This window comes from Gluconobacter sp. NFX36 (assembly GCF_049887835.1).
Classification (GTDB): domain Bacteria; phylum Pseudomonadota; class Alphaproteobacteria; order Acetobacterales; family Acetobacteraceae; genus Gluconobacter; species Gluconobacter japonicus_A.
This window is the reverse complement of record NZ_JAGEKJ010000003.1, coordinates 111,691-137,307: the sequence shown is the minus strand read 5'-3', so window position 1 is coordinate 137,307 and position 25,617 is coordinate 111,691. Positions and strand designations below refer to the sequence as shown.

Here is a 25,617-nt window from a genome sequence, read left to right as displayed (position 1 = left end):
GGCTTAGGGCGTGAGGCGCAGCGTGACGGAAATCGGACGGTGATCCGAGCCGAAACGCGGGAGTGCACGGGCTTCCAGGCGATTCACGCCGCGGACAAGGCAACGATCCAATCGCAGGGGAAGGCGGTCCAGCATCCGGTGGGTTTTTTCCTTGGGGCCAACGTCATGAAATCCGGGGAGCATGACTGGGCCCACAAGATTGAAATCCCCCATGATGACAGCGCGTCGATGCATGCTGGTCGTCAGGCTGCGAAGCTGTCGACGGTTGAGGATCTGTCCATGGGACAGGTGCACGTTGGCCAAGGAAAAACTTCCGAAATCGATGATCTGCGCCGTGCGCTTCACAACCAGTCCACGCGGCAGATGGCAGAAAGACGGCGGTCGCGTGAACGGCAGACGACTCCAGCATGCCGTGCCATGCGGGCGACCGGGAAGCGGAATACGATCATAATAGCCCCCCAAGATTTCAGGCAGAACATCAACTGGTACCTGCGCTTCCTGCATCAGAACGACGTCCGGATCTTCCGCACGAATCACGGTCAGAACGTCTTCCAGCGATGCGCCGTCCCAGCGAAGAAGGTTCCAGCTCAGAATACGAAAAGGTGAGCCGGACAGAAGCGATGCCGTCACTTGGAAGACTCCGAAATATAAAGATGCCGTGGTTCTGGTCGGTGAGGGCCAGCAGCGAATTCACTGGTAAGCGTGTATCCAACAGCCAGCAGGACGGGGCCAAGGAAAATCCCGAGGCCGCCGAAAGCCACAACCCCGCCAAGAACGCCCAGAACGGTCAGCAGATAGGGTAACTGCGCGCCACGTGAGATGAAGATCGGTCGGATCAGATGGTCCGCACCGGAAATAACGATTACGCCGTAAGCCGCCAGAAACAGCCCATGCCCCACATGGTGGGTCATACCAAGCCAGATGGCCGCGGGTATCCAGATCAAAGGCGCGCCAATGGGAAAGACCGCAACAAACGCTGCAATACCCGCCAGAAGAACCGGGGAAGGAACACCTGCAATCATGAGGCCGATCCCTGTCAGAACACCCTGAATGATTGCCGTACCCAGTACCCCGTACACCGTTCCCCGGATTGTCCGTCCGATGACATTGATGAGACGGGGGGTGGCACGAGGGCCAGCGATCCGGGCGATCAGCGCGGTAATAGTGAGACCCAGCGAATCGCCGTTCAGCCAGAGGAAGAATGCCACAAACAAAGCCATGACAAGCTCCACCAGACCACTGGCCAGCTTCATCAGGATGGCAAGCGTGTAGTGAGCGATCTGGCCGAAATAGGGACGCAGCATTTCCGTGGCCGCGCCAACGTCATGGGTCAGATGGTGCCACCATTCGACCAGATGGGGCCCTGCCAGCGGGATATGAGCCATCCAGGCTGGAGGTGGTCCGGCCGAGCCTGCCCTGAGAAGGAGCGTATCCAGAGTGCCAATCGTTTCCGGGATGTCACTGATTCCAGCGGATGTGAGAACCGACAGGGGAACGATAATGGTCACGGCACTGAGAAACATCATGCCCAGTGCGGCAAGCGACGGCCGGATATGGCGTCTCAGCCATCGGTAGATGGGCCAACTGGAAAAAGTGAGGATAGCCGCCCAGAGGATGGCCGAAAGGAACGGCCAGAGGATGACGCCGCATCCATAGGCTATGCCAACAAGGACGAAGCCCAGAATGATCCGCTCTGTTGTCATGGAACAGACTTCCGGGGGGTCAATGGCTTCAAGGCAGGGACCTGCATATTCATGGCTGAACAGTCTGCCACGCTCTGGCGTCCCGCGCATCCCTCGACCTATGGTAGAGGAATGACGAATTCACCGCTTCTTGCCGCACAGGACCTCCTTGCAGGGACAACGGCTTACGTTCCGCTGGATGCCAGCGTTCTCCTGCCCGGTCAGAACGGGAATCCGGACGCTGCGTTCCGTGAGGCCCATATTCCGGGTGCACGTCGATTCGACATTGATGTCTTTGCCGATCCGGAGAGCCGCCTGCCGCATACTGTTCCGGGTGCCGCCCGGTTTGCGCGTCTGATGGGCGAACTCGGTCTGACCGAAGACACGCCAATCGTTTTTTATGACGGAAAGGGAAGCGTCGGAGCCTGTCGGGGCTGGTGGCTGGCACGCCTGTTTGGGCACCGGAATGTCAGGATTCTGGATGGCGGTCTGGCTGCATGGCGGGAAGCTGGTGGCTCGGTTGAACGCGGAGACCCTGTGGGTGTGGAGCCTGCTCAGTACAGAACGCGTCCGCGTTACGGTCTGCTGGCAGGGAGCGGTGATATTCTGAACGCACCCTCTCAGACGGTTGTTCTGGATGCCCGCAGTCGTGGGCGTTTTGCGGGGTCTGTTCCTGAGCCGAGACCGGGCGTGCGCGGTGGCCGTATGGCGGGCGCTCTCAGCATGGACTGGACACGGCTTATCGACGAGCATGGTTACTTCCTGCCGCCGGAAACGCTTCGCTCCCTGTTCGCACCGGTTGCCGGGCGCCGGGTGATTACAAGCTGCGGGTCAGGACTGACAGCCGCAACACTTCTGGCTGGGCTGGCAATCGCCGGACTGCCGGATGGCGCACTTTATGATGGGTCTTGGGCAGAATGGGGAAGTGATCCGGATGCGCCGATTGTGACGGGAGAACAGGCATGAGCGATCTCGCAACACGCGTCAGCGCGGGCTGGAACCGCTTGGCATCAACTCTTGTACAGGGTGGGCGTGCAGAGGCCAGCGAGAGCGGAACACTGGTGAATCTGCCCGTCTCGCGCGGTTCGACGGTCCTGTTCCCCACGCTTGAATCCATGAACCGGATGGATGGTCGTAGCCATGCCCATAAGGCGGTTTATGGCGCAATGGGAACACCGATCCAGCACGAACTTGAAGTCCTGTTATCGGCCATTGAGGGCGGGACCCACACACAAGTTGTCAATTCCGGTCTGAGTGCCTGTACCACGCCGCTGCTGGCGTTTCTGGAGCAGGGCGACCATCTGCTTCTGCCCGACTCGGTTTATGGGCCAACGCGCCGCTTTGCTGACACCATGCTCAAACGTCTGGGCGTTAGCACAACGTACTACGCTCCAATGGCGACACGCGCAGAAATTGAGACCCTGACCCGGCCTGAAACGCGCATCATTTTTGCTGAAAGCCCCGGCAGCCACACATTCGAAGTGCAGGACGTGCCAATGCTGGCGGACGTGGCCCATCAGGCCGGGGCGTTACTGTTCCTCGATAACACATGGGGAATCGGTGTTTTCCAGCCGTTCGAGCATGGGGTCGATGTGTCGATTCAGGCCCTGACGAAATATCCGGGAGGCCATTCGGACGTTATTATCGGCTCCATCACGGTCAATGATGAGACGCATTGGAAGACCTTGCGGGATGCCTCCATCCAGCTTGGCCAGTGTGCCAGCCCGGATGACTGCTGGCTGACCCTTCGTGGTCTGCGAACCATGGGTGTGCGCCTCGCTCATCAGTCCCGTTCCGCACTTGAAATTGCTCAATGGCTAAAAACACGTCCGGAAGTGGCGCTCGTGCTGCATCCGGCTCTGGAAGACTGTCCGGGGCACAACATCTGGAAGCGTGATTTTACGGGTGCATGCGGGTTGTTCGGTGTTGAGCTTCAGCCGGACATCAGTGTCGTGGCGGCGGAGCGGATGATCGACGGTCTGAGCATGTTCGGGATCGGGGCCTCCTGGGGAGGCTACGAAAGCCTTGTGCTGCCCACGACCGGACATGTTCGCCGCGTGACGGGAGACGGTGGGCCAAAAGCAGCAACCTTCCGCCTGCATATTGGTCTGGAGAACGTGGAGGATCTCAAGGCAGATCTGGCGCGCGGACTGGATGGTTTGGCAGGGGTGGATCAGTAATGCCAAGCAAGGAATGGATTATCTGGTGGGTCATGCTGGTCGGTTATGCCGTCATGACCGCAACTTTGCTTTATGGTTTCTGGCTGTATGGAACGGCGATGTTCCACCAGATCAATTTCTGGATCACGCTGTTCATCATGGTCGCCATGATTCCGTCTTTTCGGGATCTGGGTCGACGTAAGAACGGATCAACGCCGCCGAAACCCTAAGGCTTCGGCAACGTGATGGCGTTGAATCTGCTGCGTGCCTTCCAGATCCGCAATGGTTCGGGAAACCCGCATCAGGCGTGTCAGCCCCCGATTGGAGAGGCGCATTTTCTCGGCGGCCTGTTCGGCCATGGAGCGAGCATCATCATCCATGACAAACAGGTCTGGTGAGACCTGAGCATTGCAAGCACCCTGTCGTTCGATCTGCCGTGCCCGCGCTTTTTCAACGCGGGCCCGAACTGTCGCACTGTCTTCACCACGCGGTGCCCGGCTGATTTCTACAGGGGAGAGAGGGTCAATCTGCACGCAGATATCCATGCGATCGAGCATGGGACCTGAGATTTTGGCACTGTAATCCTCACCGCAGCGTGGCGCTTTACGACAACTCCGTTCCGGGTCTCCCAGATAGCCGCACCGGCAGGGGTTCATCGCGGCAATAAATTGGAAACGGGCTGGATAAGTCGTGTGCTGGGCAGCGCGTGCGATGGAGATGGACCCGGTCTCAATAGGCTGACGTAGCGATTCCAGACAGGAGCGGGAGAATTCGGGCAGTTCATCAAGGAACAGCACCCCGTTATGCGCCAGACTGACTTCACCGGGTCTCGCTTTCGCACCTCCACCGACCATGGCCGGGAGGCTCGCACTGTGATGCGGAGCACGATAAGGCGGCCGAACGGTCAGGCGTCCCTCTTTCAAAAGACCGGAGACACTATGAATACGGCTGGTTTCCAGCATTTCTTCCGTTGTGAGATCCGGCAGAATACTTGGCAAACGACATGCCAACATGGATTTTCCCGCGCCGGGCGGTCCACTCATGAGAACTGAATGTCCACCGGCAGCGGCAATCTCCAGAGCGCGCCGACCCAGTGCCATACCTTTGACGTCTGCAAGGTCTGGCCCGTAATCGGGAATGTAGCCTTGCGCCGGTGGGACAGGCGTCAGAACCTGTTCGCCCCGGAAATGGGAAACAAGCGCCAGTAATGTTTCCGGCGCCAGAATGTCATGATCGGGATTGCCCCATCGTGCTTCCGTACCCTGAAGCGAAGGACAGATCAGACCTAGCCCCTCTGTCGCGGCACCCAGAGCGGCCGACAGCACGCCGTTGATTGGATTAACACGCCCATCCAGAGACAATTCTCCAACGGCGGCATAAGCAGACACGGCTTCGAACGGCAAAAGTCCCATCGCCACCAGCAGACCCAAGGCAATGGGAAGGTCAAAATGTGCGCCTTCCTTGATGAGGTCGGCAGGCACCAGATTGACCAGAATACGTTTGGGTGGAAGCGCGAGGCCCATCGCTGTGAGAGCGGCGCGAACGCGTTCGCGCGCTTCTCCAACAGATTTATCGGCCATGCCGACGACCAGAAACGCAGGCAAACCGGTAGAAACCTGAACTTCGACCGTGACCGGAACCGCTTCGATGCCTGAGAAGGCGAAGCTCTGGATACGGGCGAGAGTAGGTGTCGTTTTGGGAGGTGTGTTCTGGCCGGATGTCGTCATGGGACGAGATCGTAGCCAGAACATATTACTGGATGGTTAACGCTGGTAAATCAGGCGTGCACGGAGCGTACCGTCCATAGCGCGCAGACCGTCCAGAAGCTGCTGGTCCATGTCAGGGCCAGTCGATTCGGCTTCAACGACGACGTATCCGACTTCACCATCCGTTTGCAGATACTGTGCCGTCACATTGCAGTTCTCGGCTGCGAACAGTTCGTTGATCTGCCGCATGATGCCGGGACGATTGGCATGAACGTGCATGAAACGCGTGCCACGTGGCCGCTCCGGAAGCTGTACGCTCGGAAAATTTACGGCACCAATGGTGGAGCCAACATCCGAATAGTCTACCAGTTTGCGCGCGACTTCAACGCCGATCCGCTCCTGCGCTTCCATCGTGGAGCCGCCGATATGCGGGGTGAGAAGCACGTTTTCCAGACCCTGAAGCGGGGAAACAAAACGCTCGCCAGCAATCTTCGGTTCGACCGGGAAAACGTCCACACCTGCGCCCATGAGGTGGCCGTCCTTGAGAGCAGCAGCCAGCGCCTCCAGGTCCACGACATTACCGCGCGCGTTGTTGAGCAGGATGGAGTTGGGCTTCATTGCCCGGATTTCAGCTTCGCCAATCAGCAGATCCGTGTCCGGTGTTTGCGGAACATGGAGCGTCACGACATCCGACTGAGCCAGAAGATCTTTCAGCGTGGCAACAGCAACTGCATTGCCATGGGGAAGGCGTGGCATGATATCGTAGTACAGGACGCGCATACCGAAGGCTTCGGCCAGAACGGAAAGCTGCGAGCCGATTGAGCCGTAACCGACAATACCCAGCGTCTTGCCACGAACTTCCCATGCATTGATGGCGGATTTGTCCCAGCCGCCCTGATGGCACTGTTCAGAACGGGACGGAATACGGCGCATCAGCATGACCACTTCGCCCATCACCAGCTCGGCGACAGAACGTGTGTTGCTGTACGGGGCATTGAAGACGGGAATACCCGCCATCCGTGCTGCCGTCAGATCGACCTGATTTGTTCCGATACAGAAGCAGCCAATTGCCATCAGGCGGTCAGCGGACTCGATGACCTCCTGTGTGAGCTGCGTCCGGCTGCGGATCCCCACCATGTGCACGCCTTGAAGCGCTTCCTTGAGAGCATCGCCTTCAAGGGCGCCTTTCAGGCGTGTGACCTCTGCATAACCCTGCACATTGAAATGCTCGACAGCACTCTCATGGATGCCTTCAAGCAGGAGAATGCGGATCTTGTTTTTGGGGAGAGAGAATTGCGCGTCCATATTTCCATCCCGGTCCTGAACCGGAAGGCTCCGGCTCTCATTCCAACCTGTCCCGGCCCATGATCACCGGGGCGTCATGCCTAACGCATCGTTCACAAATGGGAAAGGTGGCTCACGATCTCTGGAAGCAGGGCAGGGTTGCCGCAGGCCAGAACCGTTCCATCGCTATCAAGGCTGAGGGGCTGGCCCTGCCAGTCGGTGATGCTACCGCCCGCGCCCTCGATAACGGGCACCAGAGCGCCCCAGTCCCAAGGGTTCATCGTGCATTCCGCAATCACGTCAATCTGGCCGAGCGCCAGTAGTCCATAGGCGTAGCAATCCCCTCCCCATGAGGTTCGCCGAACATGTTTTTGAAGGTTGGCAAAACGGGGCGTATGGGCAGGCGTCATGATTTCCGGCGAAGTGCAGGATAACTCGGATTCTTTCAAGCTTGGGCAAAGACGTGTTCCGATCGTGCCGGGCAAGCGGTCCGAAACGAAGCGTGTTTTCTGCCCCACAGCACCAATCCATCGTTCCCCAGTCAGTGGCTGGTCAATCAGACCCAACACCGGACGGCCTTGATGAAAAAGAGAAATCAGGGTGCCGAAGGTTGGGCGCCCCGTCAGAAATGCGCGTGTTCCGTCGATGGGGTCCAGAACCCAGAGCCAGTCGCTTTCATGCCCGCTCATGCCGCTTTCTTCGCCAAGAATGGCATGGTCCGGAAGAGCGTCTTCCAGAATAGCGCGCATGACTTTTTCGGCAGTACGATCGGCCACGGTGACAGGGCTGTCATCGGATTTCGCATCCGCCTGCAAGGAGGTGCGGAAATGAGGGATGACCGTCCTGCGGGTGGCATTGGCACAGGCTTCGGCGACGGCAAACGCCTTGTTCAGAACTGTTTCGATCATATTTTCCTTCAATTTCCGTCAGAAAGCCGTGTGTGAGATTGACGCCCGATCAGGCGGGCGGCATCAGAAGGACCATGCGCCCGATCATTATCATTCCTTCCAGACTTGCCTCGACCCGTCTTCCGCGCAAGCCCCTTGCGGATATTGGCGGTCTTCCCATGATTGTCCGTGTTGCGAAACGGGCTCTTGAAGCAAAAATTGGAACAGTGGTGGTCGCAGCCGGGGATCAGGACATTCTTGATGCGATCAGTGGGCTGGAAGGCGTGCAAGGCGTTTTGACCGACTCGTCGCTGGCCAGTGGTTCGGACCGTGTTCATGCTGCCCTTCAGCAGGTTGATTCCGCTGGCGAACATGATGTGGTTATCAACCTTCAGGGCGACTTGCCGCTTATTGAGCCTGCCAGTCTGGCAGCAGTTCTTGAGCCTCTGAAACAAGACAGCTTCGACATCGGCACGCTTGCAGCTCCTGTCCAAAGCGAATGGGAGCGAAATGCCGAACAGGTGGTAAAGATCGCCTGTGACTTCGGGGAGCGTTCGGTTGCGCGAGCGCTTTATTTTTCACGCCTGCCGATCCCATGGGGCGCTGGTCCGCACTGGCATCATGTTGGAGTCTACGCATGGCGTCGGGAGGCACTTGAGCGCTTTGTTTCCCTACAGCCTTCTGCACTTGAACGCCGGGAGAGCCTGGAGCAGCTTCGGGCGCTGGAAGCCGGGATGACCATTGGATGTGCACGTATTGAACACGCGCCTCAGGGTGTTGATACGCCTGAAGATCTGGAACGAGTGAGGAAGTTGGTCTGATGCCGGTCATTGCTTTTCAGGGGCGGCCTGGCGCCTATTCGGATCTCACATGCCGTCAGGCCCGTCCGGGCTGGACAACTCTGCCATGCGCAAGTTTTGCAGCTGCGATTGAGGCTGTTCATGATGGCCGCGCGGATGAAGCACTTTTGGCCTGTGAAAATTCCCTTGCAGGGCGCGTACCAGATATTCATTCCCTTTTGCCGGAGGCGGGCCTGCACATCGTAGGGGAGCATTTTCAGCGTGTTGAGCATTGCCTTCTGGGGGTGCCAGGCACTGAAATCTCCGATATCAGGCGTCTGCATACCCATCCCGTAGCCTTGGGGCAGGTTCGCAAGCTCATTCGTGAGTTGAACCTTGAAGCCGTGCCGGAGTTCGACACCGCCGGAGCTGCGGAACTGGTGGCAAAATGGGGGCGTAAAGAGGATGCTGCCATCGCGTCTTCTCTTGCTGGCGAACTGAATGGCCTGACGGTTTTGCGGCGGAATGTGGAAGATGCCGCCCATAATACGACGCGGTTTTACCGTGTAGCACCTGCACCGGACTTTCCTGATGTCAGCCGGAGCGATACGTTGACCACGCTTCTGATGCGGGTTGGAAACACGGCTGGTTCGCTTTACGCGGCATTGGGTGGATTTTCGCGGCATGGTATAAACATGACCCGGATTGAGAGCTACATGCTGAACGGTTCTTTCACGGCGACGCAGTTCCTGATGGATGTCGAAGGGCATCCGGAGCAGCCTGCGCTTGCAGCCGCTTTGAAAGAACTGGAGCAGGTCAGTGATAACTTGAAGATTTTGGGTGCATACCCACGCAGTCTTGCCCGTTCCGGCATATGACGTTGACGGATCGGATGAGCAGGATGGAACGCATGATGAGCAGAGGCGAGACGATGGTGGAGACGGGCATGTATCGGGGGTCGCTGACGGCTCTGGTTACTCCGATGGATACGGATGGACGTATCGATTTCGGTGTGGCGACAAAGCTTATCGAGCGCCAGATCAAAGCCGGTACCAGTGGTCTCGTTCCGGCTGGCACTACCGGAGAAAGTCCGACCCTGTCTCATGAAGAGCATGGCAGGATTATCGCGCACTGTGTCGAGACATCGAATGGGCGTGTACCTGTCATGGCAGGGGCAGGTTCAAACAGCACATCTGAAGCTGTTCAGATGGCGAAGCATGCTCATTCTGTCGGTGCGGACAGCCTGCTGGTCGTTGTGCCGTATTATAATAAGCCGACACAGGAAGGTCTCTATCGTCATTTTATGACGATAGCGGACGCGACGCCGCTGCCGATGTATCTATATTGCATTCCAGGCCGTTCAGTTGTGGATATTACTCCTGAAACGCTGGGGCGTCTGGGTCAGCATCCGAATATCGTGGGTGTGAAAGATGCCACCGCCAATATGGCGCGCCCGATTGCCGTGCGTCGTCATGTGAAGAAGCCGCTGAATCAGCTTTCCGGTGATGACAATACGGTTGTTTCGTTCCTTGCTTCTGGTGGTGATGGCTGCATCGGCGTGACGTCCAATGTCGTGCCGGATCTGTGCGCACAGATGCATGCGGCCTGGAATGAGGGGCGCGTGCAGGACGCGATCGCTCTTCAGGATCAGCTGTCTCCGTTGCATGACGCGATGTTCATGGAAAGCAACCCTGGGCCGGTCAAATACGCTATGTCCCGACTGGGTCTCTGTACCGCCACTCTGCGTCTGCCGCTGGTTGAGCCTCAGGATGCAACGCGTAAGGCGATTGATGCGGCCTTGCGTTCTCTCGATTTATTGGACTGATATTTCTAGATGGCCGGAAAAAAAGAGAAGAGCGGCATGATCTCTCATGGGATCGTCGCTCAGAACCGTAAAGGCCGGTTCGACTATACGATTCTTGAAACCACAGAAGCTGGTATTGTTCTGAAGGGGCCTGAGGTGAAGAGCCTCCGGCTAGGGCGTTCGACCATCACAGAAGCTTATGCGGCAGAGCGTGATGGAGAGATCTGGCTCTTCAATGCTTATATCCCTGAATATCAGGGTGGGGTGCTGTCACGCTTCGAGCCGCGGGCGCCTCGTAAGCTTTTGATGCACAAGAAGCAGATTGCTCATTATCTATCAGCTGTAACACGTGCGGGCGCTTCCCTTGTGCCGCTGGATATCCATTTCAATGCCCGTGGCGTCGCAAAAGTAACGATTGGATTGGGGCAGGGGCGCAAGAAAGAAGACAAGCGTCATGCAATTGCCGAGCGTGACTGGCAGCGTGATAAGGCGCGCCTGATCCGAAGCAAGGGGCGGGATTATTAAATCTTCGATGGCATGAGTTTTCGAGATCTTGGCGAACTGGTTTCGCCCTGTCATTGGAAGTCGCTTTTGCTCATACGGAACAAAAAAAACCGCTGTGGACCTAGTCCACAGCGGTTTTTCTATTTGTTCAGCAAAGAGCTGAAGCGAGATCAGTCAGCGCTGATGACAGCAGCTTCCGGACCCTTCTGGCCCTGAACAACCTTGACGTTGATCGTCTGGCCTTCGTCGAGGGTAGCAAGCTGGGAACGCTCAAGAGCGGAAGCGTGAACGAAGATGTCCTTGCCGCCGGAATCAGGCGTGATGAAGCCGAAGCCCTTCGTGGAGTTGTACCACTTCACGGTGCCGCGGATGTCCTGTGCATCGGACAGATCAGGAGCCGGACGGCCCGGACGAGCGGACGGACCACCAAAGCGCGGCTGCTGCGGAGCTCCGAACTGAGCGCGCGCACGCGGTGCTTCAGCCGTGCTTTCGTCAACGGAAAGAACTTCTGCAACCTGGCGACCCTTCGGGCCCTGACCGATGCGAACAACAACGGTTGCGCCCGGATTGACGCTGCTTACGCCAGCGTTGCCAAGAGCGTTGGCGTGCAGGAATACGTCGCCAGAGCCGTCAGCCAGTTCCACGAAGCCGAAGCCCTTCTCCGTGTTGAACCACTTAACGCGGGAGCTGATTTCTGGGCCGGATGCTGTGACGAAGCTGCTGCCTGCACCGCCACCGCGACGAGGGGCGCCAAAGCCGCCGCCACCGCCACCGAAGCCACCACGGTCACCATAGGACGGCTGGGACGAATAGTCCCCGTCAAACCCGCCGCGGCGAGGTGAGTTAAAGCTGCGGTCGGTTCTGTTGTTTCTCAACGGTCTAATCCCGAGACTGGGGCGCCACAGAGGGGGTCAATTCCCTGCCGTGACGTATTTCAAAAAAGGTGAGTTCAGCGCCAGCGCCTTCCTCTAAGAGAATCACTAGCATGGTTTTTTGCTCGGCTGCCACAACGAAAGTGAGAGAAGCGCCCAACTCGCGTGGATTTTAAGATTGTCACGAGCGCTGGAAGGCTTTGCTTCATAGCCCGGAGATGACATACAACGCATTATAAATGCCCCAGATCCTGATCGTTCGTGAGAACAGAGGTGCCTATGCAGACCCGACTGACTCTTTCCCTCGGGGCAACAGCCCTGCTTGCACTGGCCTCTTCGTCCGCCATGGCGACCCCTCTTCAGGACCCCTACGGGACCTGGACGATCCAGGGGGAAAACGATGCAGTTTCAACGCTTAAGGGAACGTCGGACCAGTATTACACATCGGGTCTGCGTATCAACTGGACGTCGGGTACGGACAATCTGCCGCTTCCGTTTGCGAATCTGAACCACTTCCTGATGGGCAATGGGCAGCAGCGGATCAGTATCGGATTGCAGCAGCTGATCATGACGCCTCGTGAAACCCAGATGGCCCAACCGCCGCAGGGTGATCGTCCGTATGCAGGTCTTCTGCTGGGAACCATTAATCTTATTAATGATACGGATCTGTCCCGTACGGTCATGGGAATCCAGTTTGGTGTCATGGGACCTGCAGGTCTGGGGCGCCAGGTTCAGAACGGCTTCCACAATCTGATCAGTGATACGCCTAACAAAGGCTGGAGCCATCAGTTGGCTAATCAGCCAATCATGCAGATTCAGGCAGGACGTATCTGGCGTCTGCCAATCGTGAACATCTATGGCGTTGGGATGGACGTTCTGCCTGCGGTCTCTGGCGCAGCCGGTGACTATCGTACTTATGCTGATGCAGCCGCGACCTTCCGTATTGGTCAGGGTTTGAACAGCGATTTTGGAAACTCGACAATTGGCCCGGGAACGGATGGAACAGATGCTTTCCGTGCTACTCGCCCGCTGGCATGGTATTTCTACGGTGGTGTCGAAGGACAGGCCGTAGGGTATGATTCCAGTCTTCAGGGCAGCACAGTCCGTGCAAATGCCCCTCATGTCGACAAGGTCTGGGATGTAGGTGAAATTCACGCCGGTGTGGCTGTGATGTGGCACGGTGTGCGACTGTCTTATAGCCAGAACTGGCAGACTGCCCAATTTAAGACCCAGAAGGCTGGATTGTTCAACTACGGATCATTGAAGCTGTCCGTAAAGTTCTGATCTGGGTTGGATTGTTTTGAAACCCCGGTTCTCCGGGGTTTCTTTATGCGGATCGGGAAAGGGGCTGGGTTTGGTCCAGAACGGGTGATCCTAACAGGTATCCCTGGACCTCCTCGCAACCGTAGGCGTCCAGGAACGCCATCTGGTACTCGGTTTCTACGCCCTTTGCGCAGGTCGTGATGTTCAGGGCGCGCGCCAAGGCCAGAACGGCAGACATAACTTCGTTGGCACGATCGTTTTCGCCCAGACCTTTTATGAAACCTCTATCCAGCTTGACCTGATCCAGCGGATAAAAACGCAGACGTTCCAGAGAAGAGTGTCCTGAACCAAAATCATCCAGAGCAAGGCGTACGCCTAACGCCCGAACGCGGGCCAGCTCACGGAATGTAATGTCTTCCGGACCAAAAAAGCGAGATTCTGACATTTCTATCTGAAGGCGGCTGGGAGCGAGGCCCGTTTCCTGCAGGATTTCTGCAACGAGTTTCGAGAGCCTTTCGCTTGCAAGCCAGACAGGAGAAATATTGACGCAGACCCGATAGGGCTTTTCCCATTGGGATGCCGCCTTGCACGCGTGCCGAAGGCTCCAGGTATCCAGGGCTTCAACCATGCCGGCTTCTTCAGCGCATCGAATGAAAAGCTCTGGCGAAACTTCACCATGTCTCGGCCTGTTCCACCGGAGCAGGGCTTCATGGGCGACTACTTTTTGGGAAGCCGTATCGACGATTGGCATCCACTTTAGAAAGAGGGCATTCTTTTCAGCAGCTTGTGCGAGATCCTGCTCAAGGCTGGAAGACAGGAGATGGAGTTCGGTCTTTTCTGTTGATGCGCGTCTTTCATGTCCGCCACCTGCTCTCTGCGCTTCAACCAATGCGGCTTTGGCGCCGGTTAGCAGATCGTCAACGGACTTTCCATTGTCCGGAAACATGCTCCAGCCGACGGAAAGAGAAAAAGGAAGTGACATTTCAGCAAGATAGATTGGGGTGTCGGATGTATGCAGGATTGACGTCATCAGGGATCTCGTCGTGACGACCGTGTGCCCCGGTGGTGTCAGAACGACAAAATTACCTCCTCCCATGCTGCCAAAAAAGCTTCTTGGAGGCAGAAGAATATCAACACGCCGGATAATCTCCTCCAGCATCTGATCCGCGATATCCCAGCCGTACCGTTCATTAATGAATGAGAGGTGATCGAGATTGAACCAGATCAGCCCGAAGTTTGCGCGCTTTGTAAGATTTTTTGTGCGATCAATATGGGACTGGATGGCTTCCAGAGTTTGGAGCCGATTAGGCATGGCGAAGGGCGAGTTCTCTACAGGACCTCTTATCAGTTCAGCCATGTCTTCAAGGGCAGTATCGTTGGACGCGTGGAATTTGGTCTCATCGTGCGCGAAGGCCAGAAGGACTGTGGCGGATGCCTGCTGCTGAGGCGCAGATTTGCCAATGACTATACCACGGAGGCTGTGACCACTTTCGGTTTTGAATTTTACGACTGAAGAAGACTGAAGCAGGTCGGAAATCGGGAGGTTCCGGATATGATCTGCAAAAGATGGACCTATATGCGAAATCTCGACAGACGACGCTGCAGTAGAAATACTATAGACGGCTGCTGCTGAAGCCCCAGTAATGGCAAGGGCAACTCTGAGAATGGGTTGATAACTGGCAGGTATGTTTCCTGTCGGGAGAGAGGCTGCATGCCGATCTGTGCCAGTTAACGTCATACTTAGTGCCCAGTATTCTTAAGTCGTTGTAACCATCTGAAGTAGAAAAAGTTCCTTCTTCAGATGTTCGAATTACACACTTATCTTTAACGATCTTCTAACCCGAGATCAAAAGTCGGTCTGGTTCGTGGCGATTAAAAAGCATTAGGAGTGTACGAAGCGCTACTCCCCGCTTTCCTTCAAGGTGGGGGTTCCGGTCCAGTTCCCGTTCGGAATCCTGTTGCATGGCCGTCACCAGAAGGGACAGGCGCAGACCTTGAGCCAGGCGAAAGCCAGGCAGGCCGGACTGGCGATTTCCTGCGAGATCTCCACCGCCGCGAATCCGGTAATCTTCGTCAGCAATCATAAATCCATCGTTTGTGTCGCGTAAAAGGGTCAGGCGTTTGACGGCAGTTGGCGTGGCCATTCCATCATGGAGCAACAGGCAGAACGATTTTTTGGCCCCCCTTCCGACGCGCCCGCGCAACTGGTGAAGCTGAGCCAACCCAAATCGTTCGGCCTGTTCGATTACCATGACGGAGGCATTCGGGATGTCCACACCCACTTCGATTACAGTGGTTGCAACCAGAATGCGGGTTTTTCCCAGGCGGAAAGCTTCAAGAGCGGCCTGGCGGATTGCGATATCCTGTTTGCCATGCGCTAGCCCGACGATACCGGGAAAGCGTTCGCTCAACATGGCCCAGCGCTCTTCGGCGGCAGCGGCGGATTGGGTTTCGCTGTTCTCAATCAACGGGCAGACCCAGAAAACCTGTACATTATCTGCAATCGCACGGGAGATGGCAGCAAGAATTTCCGGCATTGCTTCCATACTGTGCAGCGTTGTGCGGATTGGCTGACGTCCTGCTGGTTTTGAATCCAGACGACTGACGCTCATTTCGCCCCATTCCATCAACTGGAGTGTTCGGGGAATAGGCGTAGCCGTCATGACCAGAATGTCTGTGGCCTCGCCCTTGGCGCTGAGGTTCATCCGCTGTTCAACGCCAAACCGATGCTGCTCGTCGATGACTGCCAGCCCGAGATCCGCGAAAGTGACGCCGTCCTGAAAAAGGGCATGTGTCCCGATAACGATTTTGGCCGTTCCATCGGCGATTGCGGCCAGCGTTTCCCGGCGTGCTGCACCCTTGATGGTCCCGCTCAGATACACGCATTCGGTCGGACAAAGGCGGGAAAGGGTCTCGAAATGCTGGCGGGCCAAAATTTCCGTTGGAGCCATAAGCGCAGCCTGAGCGCCGGATTCCACAGCTTGAAGCATGGCATTTATGGCGACGAATGTCTTACCCGCTCCCACATCGCCTTGAAGAAGGCGCATCATGGGCGTGGGCGACGCCATGTCTTTCAGGATTTCCGCGATGGCGCGTGATTGTGCCTCCGTGGGGGGGTAACCAAAGCGACGGCTGAGTTCGGCGCGGAGTGTGCCATCTCCCGGCATGCTTCGGCCCGACCGGCTGCGGGCTTTGAGGCGTGCGAGGCCAAAACAGAGCTGGTCAGCTAGAAGTTCGTCGGCTGCAAGGCGGGTCAAAGCTCTCTCACGCAGAGGCGCCCATTCCACATCAGCAGGACTGTTTTCCGGCGCCTGTATGAGCCTGAGGGCTTGTGAAAAGGACAGCCAACGTCGTTTGTGAACAAGAGCCTGATCCTGCCATTCGGGAAAATCAGGCAGGAGGGCAAGAGCAGCCTTCATGGCCTTGCGCACCGTGTAGGGAAACAGGCCAGCCGTCAGGGGCCAGACGGGCTCAAGTCGAGGAAAACTATCCCGCTTACTCCAGCTTGTAACGTGATCCGGCTGCGGCATGGTCAGTTCGCCCTGAAACCGGCTGGTTTTGCCGGACACAAGAAGTTCCGCACCGACAGTCGGAGCTGGCATATTCTTCTGCTGGAAGAAGACCAGATCCAGCCGTCCCGTATCGTCTTCCGTGCGGATGACGGAGGGCTGTCCGGGGCGTGCAGCTTTGCGCATCGAAACGACACGGACACGTGTTGTCAGGATTTCTCCGGGCGCGAGATTGTGTCCGGCGGCAACTGTGCGCAGAATACGACGATCAACGATCCGCTCGGGAAGAGTGAACAGCAGGTCCAGGACGCGCCGTCCGCCTGCGATCTTTTCCAGCAGACTGGCGTGTCGCGGCCCGATACCGGGCAGGGACGTCAGGGGTGCAAAGAGCGGGGCAAGAAGATCTGGAGACGGCTGTTCGGACTGCATTGCAACGGGCGCTCCCCGGCTCCTCTTGATGTGTCAGGCTATGAAACGGCAGGTATAGGGCAAGAGCAGGATGGAACAAAACGAAACCATGACCCGTGAAATGCCACTCGCATCCTTTGGTCCAACCGTCTGGGGTGTGCCTGATGGAAGCGTAGCCCTCCTGCTGCGTCAGAGACTGTCCGAACATGACGGACCGCTTTTACATGTTGCCCGGGACGACGCCGCAGTAGCCTCTCTTGCGGACATGCTGGCTTATCTGATGCCAGAAGTCGAAGTCCTGCGTCTGCCTGCGTGGGACTGCCTGCCTTATGACCGCGTCTCTCCGAACTCCGTCATTGTGGCCGAGCGCGTTGGAACGCTCTGTCGTCTTCTGGAGCCGACCAAGGCGCGCCGGATTGTTCTGACGACAGTTCACAGCCTTTTGCAGCGGGTGCCGCCGCGTTCCGCCTTCAAAGGGCAGTCCATCAGCGTGGCTACTGGCGAAATGCTGGACCAGTCCATGCTGATCGAAGTTCTGGTCGCCAATGGCTACACCCGGACGGATACCGTCATGGAAGCTGGCGAATTCGCAACGCGTGGCGGAATTTTCGATCTGTTTCCGTCTGGTGCGCCGGACCCGATCCGCCTCGATCTGTTTGGCGATGAAGTCGAAAATATTCGGGCTTTTGACGTCGGAACACAGCGTTCAACTGAAAAGCTGGCCCGCTTCGAACTGCGTCCCGTTTCCGAATTTTCGCTGGGCCCGGACAGCATTAGTCGCTTCCGGACAGGCTGGCGCGATACATTCGGCCCGGGGGCTGCGTCGGATACGATCTACGAGAACGTCTCGGACGGTCGCCGCTATCCGGGTCTGGAGCATTATCTGCCACTGTTCCATGATGGCGATGGCCATCAGATGGAAACGCTTTTGGATTATCTTCCTGATGCAGCTGTCAGCTTTGACAGCCATGCACCGGATATTCTGAAAGCCCGGCTGGACATGATTGCGGATCATTATGAGGCCCGCCGCGTGCCGGTGCGGGAAGGGGAGATGCCCTATCGCGCGCTTCCTCCGCATCGCCTGTATCTGGATCGGCACGGATGGGACGCAATGCTTTCCCGCACACCTTCCGTGCTGCTGAATGCTTTCGCCAAGCCAGACCTCGGGGAAGGCATTGATGCGGGCAATCGTCCAGGCCCGCTTTTCGCACGAGCCAAGGATGGATCGCGTGATGGCGTGTTCGAGGCGTTCGGCAAGCAGGTGGAAGACTGGGCGCAGTCTGGCCGACGAACCTATGTGACGGCCTGGAGCCGTGGTTCGCGGGAGCGAATTGCCCATCTGCTTCAGGAACATGGCCTGACCACGGAAAGCCACGATGACTGGCCGTCCGCTGCGGGGATATCACGCGGAACGGTTGGGCTGCTGGTGCTTGGAGTGGAGCGCGGCTTCGTTTCGGACCGGCTGTGTTTTGTTTCCGAACAGGATCTTCTGGGTGAGCGTATTTCCCGTCCACCCCGTCGCAAGAAGCGTGGCGAGCAGTTCATTTCCCAGGTTGGAGAAATTGCGGAAGGTGATCTGGTCGTCCATCAGGACTACGGCATCGGGCGCTATGTGGGCTTGCAGACCATTCGCGAAGGTCTGGTGGCGCATGATTACCTCTCCATTTTCTATGATGGAGAGCAGAGACTTCTTCTCCCGGTTGAGAATATTGAGCTTCTGAGCCGATTCGGCTCTGAGCAGGCCAGTGTTCAGCTTGATAAATTGGGCGGTACGGCGTGGCAGGCCCGCAAGGCCAAGATGAAGTCGCGCATCCGCGTCATGGCGGGTGAACTGATTCGAACCGCTGCCGCCCGGGCGATGCGCGAAGCACCGACGCTGGCACCGGCTGAAGGTCTATGGGACGAATTCTGTGCCCGCTTCCCGTTTGTGGAGACGGAAGATCAGTCCCGTGCCATTGCGGATGTTCTGGAAGACATGAGTTCCGGTCGCCCGATGGACCGTCTGGTTTGCGGTGACGTGGGTTTCGGCAAGACTGAAGTAGCGTTGCGGGCTGCGTTTGTAGCGGCTTTGTCCGGCATGCAGGTGGCTGTCGTTGTCCCTACGACGCTTCTGGCCCGTCAGCATTATCGGGGTTTCGTTGCCCGCTTTGAAGGGTTGCCCGTCCGTATTGCCCAGTTGTCGCGCATGGTGACACCCAAGGAAGCGACGAAGGTTCGCGAGGAGATGGCCGATGGCCGTCTTGATATTGTTATCGGCACGCATGCGCTTCTGGCCAAGACCGTGTCGTTCAATCGCCTTGGTCTGCTCATTATTGATGAGGAGCAGCATTTCGGCGTGGCTCATAAGGAAAAGCTCAAGGCTCTGCGTGAAGACGTGCACGTCCTGACGCTGTCCGCTACGCCATTGCCACGCACGCTTCAGCTATCCCTGTCCGGCGTGCGTGAAATGAGCCTGATCGCTACGCCACCGACGGACCGTTTGGCTGTCCGCACGTTCATTACGCCGTTTGATAGCGTGATGATCCGTGAGGCCATTCAGCGCGAGCGCTTCCGGGGTGGTCAGGTCTTCTGCGTCCTGCCGCGTCTGGCGGATCTGGACCGGATGGCGGATCGTCTGGCCGAGATCGTACCGGACGCCAAGGTCGTGCAGGCCCATGGCCGTCTGACGCCTACGGAACTCGAACGGGTCATGACCGAGTTTGCGGATGGGAAGTACGATATCCTTCTCTCCACTAATATCGTGGAAAGCGGGTTGGATATGCCCAGCGTGAACACGATCATCATCCACCGGGCGGATATGTTCGGACTGGGGCAACTGTACCAGCTTCGTGGGCGCGTGGGGCGTGGCAAGCAGCGTGGCTATGCCTATCTGACCTGGCCGCAGACGAACCCGCTTTCGGCGGCTTCCGAGAAGCGTCTGGAAATTATGCAGACGCTGGATTCGCTGGGCGCAGGGTTCACGCTGGCCTCTCATGACCTGGATCTGCGTGGTGCTGGCAATCTGCTGGGCGATGAGCAGTCCGGTCACATCAAGGAAGTTGGTATTGAACTGTATCAGCAGATGCTGGAAGACGCGGTTCTGGATCTGCGCCGCGAGCGGGGTCGCAAGGCTGAAGAAGATGAGAGCTGGACGCCCAATATCATTCTGGGTCTGCCGGTTCTGATCCCGGAAACTTATGTTGCTGACCTGCCTGTTCGACTGGGGCTTTATCGCCGCATCGCATCCCTGAACGGGGAGGCGGAAGTCGAGGCGATGCGTGCTGAACTGGTGGACCGTTTTGGGTCATTGCCTCAGGAAGTTGGCAATCTTCTGGACGTGGTGCTTATCAAGCGTCTGTGCCGTGAAGCGGGCGTGGAGCGTCTGGAAGCCGGGCCGAAGGGTATGGTGCTTCAGTTCCGCAAGAACCGGTTCCGCAATCCCGCCGGGCTGATCGACTGGGCGACCCGGAAGAAGGACTCGGGTGTGAAGATTCGCCCGGACCACAAGCTGGCCGTGATCCGGGAAATGACGAACGCCACCCGGATTGGTTTTGCAAAGAAGGTGACGACCGTTCTGTGCAAACTGGTGCGGAAGATGGAAGACGCAGACTGAGCGCGTCTTCCGGTTCTTTTTAAGGAACGGCGATTGGAAGCGGGATACGATTAACCGTTACAACGCCACCCTGAAGAGCAATGTCCCAACTGGTGGTGTTGCCATTCTGGCGGCCCATCAGGCGGGCGATCGTCAGGGCAGTGACGACCTTGGTCGGTGCCGTCTGGTGAATTTTCTCGATCAGATCAGCAATGTTTGTAATGCTGACATGCGTGTCGGCAGTTGATGTTGCTGCGGAAGATCCGATCTGGATGGTTCCGGTTCCATCGACCGTGCTGCTGCCGGAGATAGCGTGCAGGGCGTTGATGGTGATCTGCTGTGACGCACCGGAAAGTCCGTGAATGGTCAGATCAGCCGAGAGTGCGGACGGAATAAGCGGCTGTTTCGAATCGTGGATGCCGGTTCCGTTGACCTTCATGCGAAGGTCAGGATTGGTCTCAACGGCATTGATGGTCGCGTGCTGAATCGTCATCATATGGCCGGGGCGAGACAGCTTCACGTTACTCCAGGATGCTTCCGGGGTACCCTCATGGATATTGCGGACTGTAATGGTCGCATCCTGCCCCTGACATTCCGAACTCAGGCCTCCGCGGAAAGCGCTGAGGGCAGCATAGGCCGCAGTCGCGTTGAACTGTTCGAGTTTCGATTCTTCAACTGCACCTTTCGGGTCTTTCAGACTGACAGGGCCAATATCCAGTCCGATGCCGGTGCCTGTCAGGGTTGCGTGCATTCCTGAGGCGGAGAACGCATGTGATGCAGCCTGGTGGCCGCTGAGCGAATACGTGAAGCAGGACGCGGGAATATTGGGCAGTGTGTCTGCGAAAGCGAAGGATGCGAAGGCTGGAAGAGCCGTCGCGATGGCCGTCAGAAGAAGGGTGCGGAAAGACATCATGCCCTCGGTGCTGGTGGTGTCCGATCTCTTGGACAACGTGTTGCTTCAAGATCGTTAAGACTCTCTTAGGATTATGGAGAGACAATGGTTCCCCAATATCCTTTCTTGCGGGTGAGTGTGCATGTCTTCGTCCATTTCCGCCATGCCAGCGGTGCCGCAGTATCTGTCCATCGTCAAAGACGAACAGACAGCCGTCACCAAATGGGAGAAAACAAGCACCGACTCCCGGCAGGCTTTGACCGCCTTCAAGAGCGAAGCCTCTTCAATCACGACACCGGATCAGCTTCTGAAGAACTACAAGGCGCTGAAAGTTGTTCTTGGCGCCTACAACATGTCGTCCAACATTGATCAGACGGCTGTTCTGAAGCAGCTTATGACGCAGGATCCCACGTCCTCTACCTCTCTGGCGCAAAGAAGCGGCAATACGTCCTGGAAAGCGTTTGCCACAGCGTTTTCGGACTGGTCTACGTCGCCTCTGGCGTCAGCCGATACAATCTCTACTATTACCCAGAAGTATCTGACGAATGGATATGAAAACAGCGTTCAGGAAGAAACGCCGGGTCTGGGCGATGCACTCTATTTTACCCGGACCGTCACGTCTGACACGAAGCTTACAAATATCATGTCGGATTCAAAGCTGCTGAAGGTTGCAGAGAAAGTCGCTGGGTTTGATTCTACCCAATTCGGTGCGCTCGATTATGATCAGCAGGTGCGATTGCTGGGTGACAAGCTGGATCTAACGCGGCTCAGCACGCCAAAAGGTGTTCAGCGCTTTGCAGAGCAGTATTTGGCGCTTCTGCAGATTAACCCGGACAAGACGACTACTCCCTCCAGTATGTTGACACTCTACGGCAGCAGCGGGTCTTCTGATGGCGTTCTGTCCCTGTTCACGGGCGGCAGCTCTTCAACGTCATCAAACCTTTATTCAGCGCTTTTCTGAGCCTGCTGCGTGACATCGCGGTGGGAGGTCTGTATCGCGGCTAGAGACATCTGGTAGCGAAAAAGGATCTCTTCATGGCGGGACTGGACCCTGAAGACTGGAGCGGCATCCGTGCGATGGGGCACCATATGCTTGACGCCCTGTTTGATCGTATGGAGCATGTCGGGGAAGGGCCCGTCTGGCAGCCTATGCCACAGGACGCTCGGGACGCTCTGAAAACCGGTTTCCCTGAACAGGGGCAGTCTCTCGAAGAGCTTCACAGTCGCTTTACAGATCTCGTTGTTCCCTATGGCAATGGGAATACCCATCCGGGTTTCATGGGCTGGGTGCACGGGGCAGGCACGCCCGTAGGGATGCTGGCGGAAATGCTGGCTGGCGGCATGAACGCCAATTGCGGTGGGCGCAGTCATGCTGCCAATGAAGTCGAGCGCGAAGTTATCCGCTGGGCTCTCTCCATGGTGGGCATGCCGGAAGACGGCTCCGGTTGTCTGGTAACCGGGTCGTCCATGGCTAACTTCATCAGCATCATTACGGCTAGTCGTGTGCAGGATATCGCTCTGCGCTCTCAGGGCGTTGGGGGCCGTAAAATGGTCGGCTACGCCGCGACAACTGCGCATGGTTGCCTTCCGAGAGCGTTCGATCTGGCGGGTTTTGGCAGCGATGCCCTCAGACGAGTTCCGGTTCTTGCAGATCACAAGATGGATCTGATCGCATTGAAGCGCATGATCAGGGAAGATCGTGAAGCGGGGCACATGCCGTTCATGGTCGCCGGAACGGCTGGAACTGTGGATTGCGGCGCGATTGATGATCTTGCCGGAATCGAGGCGATTACTCGTGAAAACGGGCTTTGGTTCCATGTTGATGCCGCGTTTGGGGCTCTGGCCTGCCTGTCGTTCCGGTTTCAGAAGGCGCTCTCCGGTATTGAGAAAGCGGATAGTCTGGCTTTTGATTTCCACAAATGGGCACAGGTTCCGTATGACGCGGGTTGCGTTCTCGTCCGTGATCGAAAAGCGCATGCGGCCGCGTTCGCTCAGTCCCTTGATTATCTGACCCGCGAACCTCGTGGTCTGGCGAGCGGTGCGCCATGGTTTTGTGATTTCGGGCCTGATCTGTCTCGCGGATTTCGTGCGCTCAAGGTCTGGATGACGCTGGGCCATTATGGCTCCCAGCGTATGGGGCAGATGGTTGAAGCATGCTGTGATGTAGCGGCGCATCTGGCGCGCCGGGTACAGACGACGCCGGGTCTGATTCTTCTCGCGCCAGTGACGCTGAACATCGTCTGTTTTGGGATTGAGGACCTGTCAGATCAGGACGTGTCCGAACTGGTGCAGGATTTGCATGAAAGCGGTGTGGCAGCTCCGTCTACGACGCGCATTAACGGTCGGCTGGCGGTGAGGGCGGCGATCGTCAATCACCGCACCACGACCGCCGATACCGACCGTATGCTGGATGCTGTTATCGCGCTCGTCGCTGCCCGACGGGCGTGAATAGCTCGCTCAGCTGAGCCATCATGGTTCCGCCCAGGTCTTCGGCGGAGCTGATGGTCACGCTGTGTCGATAGTACCGCGTTACGTCATGGCCGATGCCGATGGCCAGAAGCTCTGTGTTGCGATCGCTCTCGATGCGCTTGATGACCTCACGAAGGTGGTTCTCAAGATAGTTGTGCGGATTGGCAGAGAAGGTGCTGTCATCCACCGGCGCACCATCTGAAATTACCATCAGAATATGCCGGTGTTCCGGGCGCCGCTTCAGGCGTTTCCAGGCCCAGAGCAGTGATTCCCCGTCAATGTTTTCCTTGAGAAGGCCATCACGCAGCATCAGGCCCAGATTTTTCCGAGCCCGACGCCATGGGGTGTCTGCGTCCTTGTAGATGATGTGACGCAGATCGTTCAGGCGGCCCGGTTCAGGCGGTCGCCCGTTCTTGACCCATTGTTCCCGGCTTTGACCACCTTTCCATTGACGGGTGGTAAAGCCCAAAACCTCCACTTTGACGCCACAGCGTTCCAGCGTGCGCGCCAGAATGTCGCCGCAGATGGCCGCTGTACCAATCGGGCGACCACGCATGGAGCCTGAATTGTCGATCAGGAGCGTCACGACCGTATCGCGGAACTCCATTTCGGTTTCATACTTGTAGGACAGCGGCAGGGTCGGATTGGTCACGACGCGGGAGAGGCGTCCGGCATCGATAATGCCTTCTTCCTGCTCGAATTCCCAGCGGCGTTGCTGCTGCGCCATGAGGCGGCGTTGCAGACGATGCGCAAGGCGGGACACGAGCCCCTGAAGCTGGACAAGTTGCTGATCGAGCTGTTGCCGAAGGCGATCCAGTTCATCCGGATCGCACAGATCAGCCGCCCCGACTTCCTCGTCAAACTTCGTCGTGTAGGCTTTGTAAGACGACGCTATGCCCGTACCCGTGCCATCGCCCGTCTGATCGGAAGGGCCGGCGGCTTCTTCCGAACCTGTTTCAGGGGAATCGAGCGCGTCGGAAGACATTTCCGTCTCACCTGTGACGCCGCTTTCGCCGCTCTCGGGTTGATACCCGTCTTCCTGATCCGGCTCTTCGCCTGCGGGCGTCTGTTCGTCTTCCTGTGGGACGGCTGCATCGTCTTCAGATTGCTGCTCGTCTTCTGAAAAATCATCAGACGGAGCCTGCTGCTCAATCTCTTCCGGCAGTTCGGTTAGTTGGCACGCACCAAGAAGATGCGTGATGGCCTTGGCGAACGCTGTTTGGTCGCCCTGTGTTTCGGCCATTTCAGCCAGGGCATTCCGCGCAGACGGCGAAAGGGAGGAGCGCCATGCGTCCAGAGCCGGACCTGCCTGTGAAGGCGCATGCTCACCGGATATGGCTTCGCGGGCCAGAAGGCCAAGCGCCATGGCGGCGGGCATGTCGTCCTTGGTCGCCATGCGATTGCAACCAGCCTCGGCGCATTGCTGGATGACGCGCTGGTCCAGATTGGCTCGGACGCCTGCCATATGCCGGGAGCCGTAAACCTCGCAGCGGACCTGCTCAAGCGCGGTATAGGCTTCCTGAGCCTGTGGCTCGGGGAAGTGTGCGTCCAGTCCATTTTTATGGTGACGGAGTTTCAGGGCCGCGGCATCGGCTGCCCCACGGACTTTCTGGATCTCGCGGTCGTGCATGCTGCGCGACATGTAAGGCAGCTGAATCGAGTCTGGTGCCGGAGGGGCTGGCAGTCGGTTGCCCACGACCACGCCCTGAAAGTCCACGTTCTGGTCGGGCGTACCGCCGAGAGCGCGAAGGGTCGCGATGGTGGCGCGGCGGAAGCCCTCCTGACGGTTCTCGTCAGGAGGGGAGTTCTTGGGCGCGGACAAGGCTTT

Annotated in this window: 21 protein-coding genes; 11 read left to right on the top strand and 10 right to left on the bottom strand. The window is 57.5% G+C overall.

Annotated elements, in window-relative coordinates; all coding sequences use genetic code 11:
- Positions 1-3: 3 nt before the first annotated feature.
- Together J4P41_RS04160 and J4P41_RS04155 are read right to left on the bottom strand one after the other, a co-directional pair.
- Positions 4-630 carry an endonuclease/exonuclease/phosphatase family protein gene (locus J4P41_RS04160; protein ID WP_426066218.1) on the bottom strand — a complete coding sequence of 209 codons (627 nt, stop codon included), beginning with the start codon at positions 628-630 and terminating at the stop codon, positions 4-6.
- Positions 627-1,703, bottom strand: a complete 1,077-nt coding sequence (locus J4P41_RS04155) for an AI-2E family transporter (protein ID WP_026017412.1) — start codon at positions 1,701-1,703, stop codon at positions 627-629. Before J4P41_RS04155 ends, J4P41_RS04160 begins: the two co-directional genes overlap by 4 nt.
- Before the next feature lie 51 nt (positions 1,704-1,754).
- Here J4P41_RS04155 and J4P41_RS04150 point away from each other — a divergent pair, with 51 nt between their 5' ends.
- The 3 genes from J4P41_RS04150 to J4P41_RS04140 are packed head-to-tail and all read left to right on the top strand — an operon-like array spanning position 1,755 to position 4,071.
- Positions 1,755-2,648: a sulfurtransferase gene (locus J4P41_RS04150; protein ID WP_426066217.1), complete on the top strand. Its 894-nt coding sequence runs from the start codon at positions 1,755-1,757 to the stop codon at positions 2,646-2,648.
- Positions 2,645-3,862 carry a cystathionine beta-lyase gene (gene metC / locus J4P41_RS04145; RefSeq protein WP_426066216.1) on the top strand — a complete coding sequence of 406 codons (1,218 nt, stop codon included), beginning with the start codon at positions 2,645-2,647 and terminating at the stop codon, positions 3,860-3,862. The genes J4P41_RS04150 and metC overlap by 4 nt, the downstream gene beginning before the upstream one ends.
- Positions 3,862-4,071 carry a hypothetical protein gene (locus tag J4P41_RS04140; RefSeq protein ID WP_061933187.1) on the top strand — a complete coding sequence of 70 codons (210 nt, stop codon included), beginning with the start codon at positions 3,862-3,864 and terminating at the stop codon, positions 4,069-4,071. Before metC ends, J4P41_RS04140 begins: the two co-directional genes overlap by 1 nt.
- Here the strand turns inward: J4P41_RS04140 and J4P41_RS04135 are convergent.
- The 3 genes from J4P41_RS04135 to J4P41_RS04125 all read right to left on the bottom strand — a co-directional run bounded on the left by J4P41_RS04135 (position 4,051) and on the right by J4P41_RS04125 (position 7,739).
- Positions 4,051-5,568, bottom strand: a complete 1,518-nt coding sequence (locus tag J4P41_RS04135; RefSeq protein ID WP_062025455.1) for a YifB family Mg chelatase-like AAA ATPase — start codon at positions 5,566-5,568, stop codon at positions 4,051-4,053. The two genes, J4P41_RS04140 and J4P41_RS04135, sit on opposite strands and share 21 nt — an antisense overlap.
- 36 nt (positions 5,569-5,604) lie before the next feature.
- A complete protein-coding gene (serA, locus tag J4P41_RS04130) occupies positions 5,605-6,852 on the bottom strand; it encodes a phosphoglycerate dehydrogenase (RefSeq protein ID WP_426066215.1) in 1,248 nt (415 codons plus the stop codon).
- Between the two features lie 92 nt (positions 6,853-6,944).
- A complete protein-coding gene (locus tag J4P41_RS04125) occupies positions 6,945-7,739 on the bottom strand; it encodes an inositol monophosphatase family protein (RefSeq protein ID WP_426066214.1) in 795 nt (264 codons plus the stop codon).
- 74 nt (positions 7,740-7,813) lie between these two features.
- Between J4P41_RS04125 and J4P41_RS04120 the strand changes: the two genes are divergently transcribed.
- The 4 genes from J4P41_RS04120 to smpB are packed head-to-tail and all read left to right on the top strand — an operon-like array spanning position 7,814 to position 10,826.
- Positions 7,814-8,539 carry a 3-deoxy-manno-octulosonate cytidylyltransferase gene (locus J4P41_RS04120; RefSeq protein ID WP_426066213.1) on the top strand — a complete coding sequence of 242 codons (726 nt, stop codon included), beginning with the start codon at positions 7,814-7,816 and terminating at the stop codon, positions 8,537-8,539.
- Complete coding sequence (locus tag J4P41_RS04115; protein ID WP_023942669.1) at positions 8,539-9,375, top strand: prephenate dehydratase; 837 nt, start codon at positions 8,539-8,541, stop codon at positions 9,373-9,375. Before J4P41_RS04120 ends, J4P41_RS04115 begins: the two co-directional genes overlap by 1 nt.
- 23 nt (positions 9,376-9,398) lie before the next feature.
- Complete coding sequence (gene dapA / locus J4P41_RS04110) at positions 9,399-10,322, top strand: 4-hydroxy-tetrahydrodipicolinate synthase (protein ID WP_426066293.1); 924 nt, start codon at positions 9,399-9,401, stop codon at positions 10,320-10,322.
- Positions 10,323-10,331: 9 nt separating this feature from the next.
- Positions 10,332-10,826: an SsrA-binding protein SmpB gene (smpB, locus tag J4P41_RS04105; RefSeq protein WP_007282084.1), complete on the top strand. Its 495-nt coding sequence runs from the start codon at positions 10,332-10,334 to the stop codon at positions 10,824-10,826.
- 149 nt (positions 10,827-10,975) lie between these two features.
- Here smpB and J4P41_RS04100 read toward each other — a convergent pair whose 3' ends face one another.
- Positions 10,976-11,680 carry a cold-shock protein gene (locus J4P41_RS04100; protein WP_426066212.1) on the bottom strand — a complete coding sequence of 235 codons (705 nt, stop codon included), beginning with the start codon at positions 11,678-11,680 and terminating at the stop codon, positions 10,976-10,978.
- A 276-nt stretch (positions 11,681-11,956) separates the two neighbouring features.
- Between J4P41_RS04100 and J4P41_RS04095 the strand changes: the two genes are divergently transcribed.
- On the top strand, positions 11,957-12,961 hold the full coding sequence (locus J4P41_RS04095; RefSeq protein ID WP_023942663.1) for a lipid A deacylase LpxR family protein: 1,005 nt from the start codon (positions 11,957-11,959) through the stop codon (positions 12,959-12,961).
- A gap of 43 nt (positions 12,962-13,004) precedes the next feature.
- Here J4P41_RS04095 and J4P41_RS04090 read toward each other — a convergent pair whose 3' ends face one another.
- On the bottom strand, positions 13,005-14,678 hold the full coding sequence (locus J4P41_RS04090) for a putative bifunctional diguanylate cyclase/phosphodiesterase (protein ID WP_023942661.1): 1,674 nt from the start codon (positions 14,676-14,678) through the stop codon (positions 13,005-13,007).
- A gap of 97 nt (positions 14,679-14,775) precedes the next feature.
- Complete coding sequence (recG, locus tag J4P41_RS04085; protein ID WP_426066211.1) at positions 14,776-16,878, bottom strand: ATP-dependent DNA helicase RecG; 2,103 nt, start codon at positions 16,876-16,878, stop codon at positions 14,776-14,778.
- Positions 16,879-16,948: 70 nt separating this feature from the next.
- Between recG and mfd the strand changes: the two genes are divergently transcribed.
- The gene (gene mfd / locus J4P41_RS04080; RefSeq protein ID WP_426066210.1) at positions 16,949-20,449 is read left to right on the top strand and encodes a transcription-repair coupling factor; all 3,501 of its coding nucleotides are present in this window, start codon (positions 16,949-16,951) and stop codon (positions 20,447-20,449) included.
- Between the two features lie 19 nt (positions 20,450-20,468).
- Here mfd and J4P41_RS04075 read toward each other — a convergent pair whose 3' ends face one another.
- Positions 20,469-21,341: a DUF2125 domain-containing protein gene (locus J4P41_RS04075; RefSeq protein WP_426066209.1), complete on the bottom strand. Its 873-nt coding sequence runs from the start codon at positions 21,339-21,341 to the stop codon at positions 20,469-20,471.
- 121 nt (positions 21,342-21,462) lie between these two features.
- Here J4P41_RS04075 and J4P41_RS04070 point away from each other — a divergent pair, with 121 nt between their 5' ends.
- The gene (locus J4P41_RS04070; RefSeq protein ID WP_426066208.1) at positions 21,463-22,281 is read left to right on the top strand and encodes a DUF1217 domain-containing protein; all 819 of its coding nucleotides are present in this window, start codon (positions 21,463-21,465) and stop codon (positions 22,279-22,281) included.
- 74 nt (positions 22,282-22,355) lie between these two features.
- A complete protein-coding gene (locus tag J4P41_RS04065) occupies positions 22,356-23,768 on the top strand; it encodes a pyridoxal phosphate-dependent decarboxylase family protein (RefSeq protein WP_426066207.1) in 1,413 nt (470 codons plus the stop codon).
- Here the strand turns inward: J4P41_RS04065 and J4P41_RS04060 are convergent.
- Positions 23,737-25,611 (bottom strand): cobaltochelatase CobT-related protein, encoded by a 1,875-nt coding sequence (locus tag J4P41_RS04060; protein ID WP_426066206.1) that lies wholly within the window; start codon positions 25,609-25,611, stop codon positions 23,737-23,739. The genes J4P41_RS04065 and J4P41_RS04060 overlap by 32 nt on opposite strands.
- Between the last annotated feature and the right edge of the window lie 6 nt (positions 25,612-25,617).